Consider the following 5,174-nt stretch of genomic DNA (forward strand, 5'->3'; position numbering starts at 1 on the left):
CCCCGTTAATCCTTTAATCCTGGTATGAAAATCAATCGAGTCTGACCCCATTGAAAAGCAAGCTTGCGGATATCGAAAACGATCTGGAACGTGCGGTATTCATGGCGCAGTACCGGTCACGCCGGCAGCGGATGATCCGTTTCGCCGGTGTCCTGTTGATCATCGCCAAACATGGCCTGCGCGGTTTGCTGTATGTCTGGCCACTGACTCTGCTGGTGTTTGTGGATTTCCCCGGTGTCCGGGATGCCATCCGCCTGTTGCTGATCCTGCTGGCTGCTGCTGCCTGGTCACGTTTTGTGTATGGCTCGGTACGCGATGACTACCGGCGTTTCATAGACAGCCGCCTGCTCGAACCGGCCAGCCTGCGCAAGGTGCTCTGACCGTTGGCGGATTTCCATGCCGCCGTTGTGGCGGGGTAAACAGGTATAATGCCGCGATGACTCAACGCGAAACACGAACTACCTGCCCTTATTGCGGCGTCGGTTGCGGCATCCTCGCCCGTACCGACGAGGCGATGAATGTCAGCGTACGCGGTGACCCCGAACACCCCGCCAACTTCGGCCGTCTGTGTTCCAAGGGCGCGGCGCTGGGCGAGACGGTCGGGCCGGACAACCGCCTGCTGTACCCGAAGGTCGGCGGGGAAGTCACCGACTGGGGGCGTGCGCTGGACCACGTCGCCGGTGAGTTCAAACGCATCATCGATGAACACGGCCCCGATGCCGTTGCCTTCTACGTCTCCGGCCAGTTGCTGACGGAAGACTACTACGTCGCCAACAAGCTGATGAAAGGCTTTATCGGTTCCGCCAACATCGACACCAACTCGCGCCTGTGCATGTCCTCGGCGGTGGCCGGCTACAAGCGCGCCTTTGGTACCGACACCGTACCGTGCAGCTATGAAGACCTGGAACGCGCCAAGCTGATCGTGCTGGCCGGTTCCAATACCGCCTGGTGCCACCCGGTATTGTTCCAGCGCATCCGCAAGGCAAAGCAGGACAACCCGGACCTGATGGTGGTGGTGATCGACCCGCGCCGGACGCCGACCTGCGATATCGCCGATATTCACCTTGCCGTGCGCCCCGGTTCCGATGTCATGCTGTTCAACGGCCTGTTGTGCCACCTGCAGGACAGCGGCGAACGCAATACCCTGTTCGTGGAACGCTGCACCGAGGGCATCGACGAGGCGTTGGCCAGCGCACGCGTCGCAGCCGGCGACCCGCAGACGGTTGCCGCCGCCTGCGGCCTCGCCCCTGCCTTACTGCAGGAATTCTACCGCCTGTTCGCGCGCACCGAACGCGTGGTGACCGTGTTCTCGCAGGGCATCAACCAGTTCTCGTTCGGCACCGACAAGGTCAACAGCATTATTAACTGCCACCTGCTGAGCGGTCGCATCGGGCGACCGGGTATGGGACCGTTTTCCTTTACCGGGCAGCCCAACGCCATGGGTGGGCGCGAAGTTGGTGGCCTGTCCAACCAGCTTGCCGCGCACATGGAGATCGACAACCCGGTACACCGCGAACGCGTGCAGCGCTTCTGGCAGTCGCCCGCCATACCGGAACAGCCGGGGCTGAAAGCCGTTGAACTGTTCCAGGCGCTGGAAACCGGCCAGGTGAAAGCCGTGTGGATCATGGCCACCAACCCGGCCGTGAGCCTGCCCGACACGCAACGTGTGCGTGCGGCACTGCAACAGTGCGAGTTCGTGGTGGTGTCCGATTGCGTGGAACACACCGATACCACCCAATACGCCCATGTCCTGTTGCCTGCCCAGAGCTGGGGCGAGAAAGAAGGCACCGTCACCAACTCCGAGCGGCGTATTTCGCGCCAGCGTGCGTTCCTGCCCACCCAGGGCGATGCGCGCCCGGACTGGTGGATTGTCAGCGAAGTGGGGCGGCGCATGGGCTATGAGTCGGCCTTCGACTACCCGGGCGTGGATGATGTGTGGCGTGAACATGCGGCCCTGTCCGGTTTCGAGAACGACGGCGAGCGCGATTTCGACATCAGCGCGCTGGCCGGCATCAGCCATGAAGACTACCAGTACCTGCTGCCTGTGCAGTGGCCGGTCAGTCGCGCCGTGCCGCAAGGCAGCGCGCGCCTGTTCGGCGACGGACATTTCTTTACCGTGAATGGCCGGGCGCGTTTCGTGGCGGTAGGCAACCCGCAACCGGCACACGCCGTCAGTGACGACTACCCGCTGGTGCTGAACAGCGGCCGGGTGCGCGACCACTGGCACACCATGACACGCACCGGCAAGTCGCCACGCTTGTCCGGGCATATTGTCGAGCCGTATGCCGAACTGCATCCTGACGATGCCGCGCGGTACAGCATCAGGGACCACACCCTGGTCCGGTTGCGCAGCGCATGGGGCGACATCATCGTGCGCGCCCGGGTATCCGACACGCAACAGCATGGCAGCGTGTTTGTGCCCATGCACTGGAACCAGCAATTTTCCAGCCTACCGAGCGTCGACTGTCTGATCAGCCCCGCCACCGACCCGGTTTCCGGACAACCCGAGTTCAAGCACACGCCGGTGGCGATCGAACCTTTCCCGGTGGCCTGGTACGGGTTCATCCTGTCGCGCCGCCGGCTGGAGCTGAAGAACGCGGTGTACTGGTCCTGCGCCAAAGGGCAGGGCATGTGGCGTTACGAAATCGCCGGCGAACAAAGCCCGGAAGACTGGGCCGGTTGCGTGCGCGCCCTGTTGTGCAGCCACGAAACCGACGTCGACTGGCTGGAATACTTCGATCCGGCGCTCAACCGCTACCGCGCCGCGCGGCTGGTGGACGGGCAGCTGGAAAGCTGTATCTTCATCGGCCCCGACATCGACCTGCCGTCACGCGACTGGCTGTCGAAACTGTTCGAGCAGGGGCCGCTCGACGACACGGCGCGCACCAGCCTGCTCACCGGCAGACCCGCCAGCGGACAGAATGATGCCGGGCCGGTCGTGTGTTCCTGTTTCAGTGTTGGCGTCAACACCCTGAAGGACGCCATACAGCAGCAGAAGCTCACCAGCGTGGAACAGATCGGCGAGGTGTTGAAGGCCGGTACCAACTGCGGATCGTGTATTCCTGAACTCAAGGCCCTGCTGGCGCGCGATCGCGAGAGCAGCTAGACCCGGCCGAGCGCCTGTAAAGGGCTGCGTACTGCATTGCCACCACGTTTGAGGACATGGGTGTAAATCTGCGTTGTCTTTACGTCGTTGTGTCCCAGTAACTCCTGGACTGTGCGGATATCGTAACCATCTTCCAGAAGGTGAGTGGCAAAAGAATGCCTGAAGGTATGGCAGGAAGCGGGTTTGCCGATATTGGCCTGCACGACGGCATGTTTTACCGCACGTTGAATACTGGTTTCGAAAACATGGTGGCGTTTGATACCACCGGAAACCGGGTCGCGTGAACGGCGGTCAGCCGCGAACAGGAACTGCCAGTGCAACGCCCGGGCCTCGCCGGGGTACTTTCGATCAAGCGCATAGGGCATCTGTACCTCACCAAAACCTTCGGCAATGTCTCGCCGGTGAAGTGAGTCCACACGGGCAATGGCATGGCGGATATCATCCACCAGCATGTCCGGTAAAATGGTTACGCGGTCCTTGTTTCCCTTGCCGGCGCGGACAAGGATAACGCGCCGTTCCATATCGATATCCTTGATACGCAGCCTGAGCGTTTCCATTACCCTCAGCCCACTGCCGTACATCAGTCCCGCCATCAACAGGTACGGCTGCTGAAGAAAGTGAAAGACTCGGCGAACTTCCTGGCGCGACAAAACAACGGGCAGGCGCCGGCTACGTTTGGCGCGAACGACATTTTCAATATCATCAAGGGGTGTTTCCAGTACCCGGCGGTACAGGAAAACAATGGCATTCAGCGCCTGGTTTTGAGTGGATGCAGAAACCTTTCGGTTGACGGCGAGAAAGGTCAGGAAAGCGGAAACTTCCGTGCAGTTCATCTCCGAGGGATGGCGATTCCTGTGGTAACGGATAAAGAACCGGATCCAGTAACAGTAGGCGTGCTCGGTTTTCCTGCTGTAGTGCAGCGCTCGTATCGTGTTGCGAACCTGGTCGAGTAGACGGACCTTTGCCATAGGTTGTTTCCTCCCTGAAACACACCTGTAAATATATACAGTATATGACTGGATATCAACTACGGCGAGTGAAAAAATCGCCGGTATAACGCGCCCAATATCCAAGCGCCACAAGAATCGTTTTTATTTATCAACCACTTACATTGCTGTGCTTGCATCCAGGAAAGAGGTGTCTATACGGCATACAGCGCCTATTCGCCGGAATCTTCAATATCACAGTATCCGCCGCTCAAAAATTACTGCTTGAAAGCAGGTGGTTATTTGTATACAAGGAACAAAGGATTAAAAGGAGCGAACGATGTCCGTCGAAGACGAGATGGGAGGCGTAAGCTGTATAGCCACCCGTTTTAGGTTGCTATATGGTCTGCGCCGCGTGTTTCCGGATATGCGGCGTAAGCCTGCTAATAGTAGTTATGTGCTTTAATACATAGAGAAGGAGGTCTTTCTATGAGCACAGTTAAAAATGAGGTGCAGTCACTACTGGAGAAACTTCCAGATGACTGTACGTTGGAAGATATCCAGTACCATTTGTATGTCGTTGAAAAAGTCCATAGAGGCATTGATCGGGCAGAGAAGGAAGGCGAGATATCGCAACAGGATGTGGAAAAACGGCTTGGGAAATGGCATACCGAGTAACCTGGTCACCCGAAGCGGTTGAAGATCTTGAATCAATCGCTGAATACATAGAACGAGATTCATTATTCTATGCCCAGTCTGTTGTCTCAAAGATTTTTGAGGTATCGAAAAATATCAAAGAATTCCCCCTAACTGGAAGAGTTGTGCCCGAAATCGGCGATGAGAATATCCGAGAACGGTTTGTTTATAGTTATCGCCTTGTATACCGGATACAGCAGCAGAAGATCCTGATCGTGGCTGTTATTCATGGCAAGCGCTTGTTGGAAAACATTGAGGAAAGGTTTGAGGGCTGAGCACATAACCAATCATTCCAGCGGACGCAAAAACCGCGCCGCTGAATTCAATCGTTATGTGTAAAAAATGACATGGGAAAGAAACTGCCAGCAGATCAATTGCAGTTTTATCAATTCATTGATGAAATCCTCTTCAATGAATGGGACCCAGTAGGAGTATCTGATACACCG

At 57.5% G+C, this 5,174-nt stretch carries 5 protein-coding genes; 4 read left to right on the forward strand and 1 reads right to left on the reverse strand.

Going from position 1 to position 5,174, the window contains the following annotated elements:
- Window positions 1–50 precede the first annotated feature (50 nt).
- Both ACW81B_RS02390 and ACW81B_RS02395 read left to right on the forward strand, forming a co-directional pair.
- Window positions 51–380 carry a hypothetical protein gene (locus ACW81B_RS02390; protein ID WP_491578605.1) on the forward strand — a complete coding sequence of 110 codons (330 nt, stop codon included), beginning with the start codon at window positions 51–53 and terminating at the stop codon, window positions 378–380.
- A gap of 56 nt (window positions 381–436) precedes the next feature.
- Window positions 437–3,106 carry a molybdopterin-dependent oxidoreductase gene (locus ACW81B_RS02395; RefSeq protein WP_491578606.1) on the forward strand — a complete coding sequence of 890 codons (2,670 nt, stop codon included), beginning with the start codon at window positions 437–439 and terminating at the stop codon, window positions 3,104–3,106.
- On the opposite strand, the gene ACW81B_RS02400 is transcribed toward ACW81B_RS02395, so the two are convergent.
- Complete coding sequence (locus ACW81B_RS02400; RefSeq protein WP_491578607.1) at window positions 3,103–4,074, reverse strand: integron integrase; 972 nt, start codon at window positions 4,072–4,074, stop codon at window positions 3,103–3,105. The genes ACW81B_RS02395 and ACW81B_RS02400 overlap by 4 nt on opposite strands.
- Window positions 4,075–4,521: 447 nt before the next feature.
- Between ACW81B_RS02400 and ACW81B_RS02405 the strand changes: the two genes are divergently transcribed.
- Together ACW81B_RS02405 and ACW81B_RS02410 are read left to right on the forward strand one after the other, a co-directional pair.
- Window positions 4,522–4,710, forward strand: coding sequence for a hypothetical protein (locus ACW81B_RS02405; protein WP_491578608.1), 189 nt, complete (start codon window positions 4,522–4,524; stop codon window positions 4,708–4,710).
- Window positions 4,695–5,003, forward strand: coding sequence for a type II toxin-antitoxin system RelE/ParE family toxin (locus ACW81B_RS02410; protein ID WP_491578609.1), 309 nt, complete (start codon window positions 4,695–4,697; stop codon window positions 5,001–5,003). Before ACW81B_RS02405 ends, ACW81B_RS02410 begins: the two co-directional genes overlap by 16 nt.
- Window positions 5,004–5,174 lie beyond the last annotated feature (171 nt).

It is taken from the genome of Thiogranum sp., assembly GCF_058323355.1.

What these genes read in the sequence shown, in the direction of transcription:
- ACW81B_RS02395 (WP_491578606.1), top strand. Translation starts at nt 437, where the DNA reads ATGACTCAACGCGAAACACGAACTACCTGCCCTTATTGCGGCGTCGGT.
- ACW81B_RS02405 (WP_491578608.1), top strand. Translation starts at nt 4,522, where the DNA reads ATGAGCACAGTTAAAAATGAGGTGCAGTCACTACTGGAGAAACTTCCA.
- ACW81B_RS02410 (WP_491578609.1), top strand. Translation starts at nt 4,695, where the DNA reads ATGGCATACCGAGTAACCTGGTCACCCGAAGCGGTTGAAGATCTTGAA.
- ACW81B_RS02400 (WP_491578607.1), bottom strand. Translation starts at nt 4,074, where the DNA reads ATGGCAAAGGTCCGTCTACTCGACCAGGTTCGCAACACGATACGAGCG.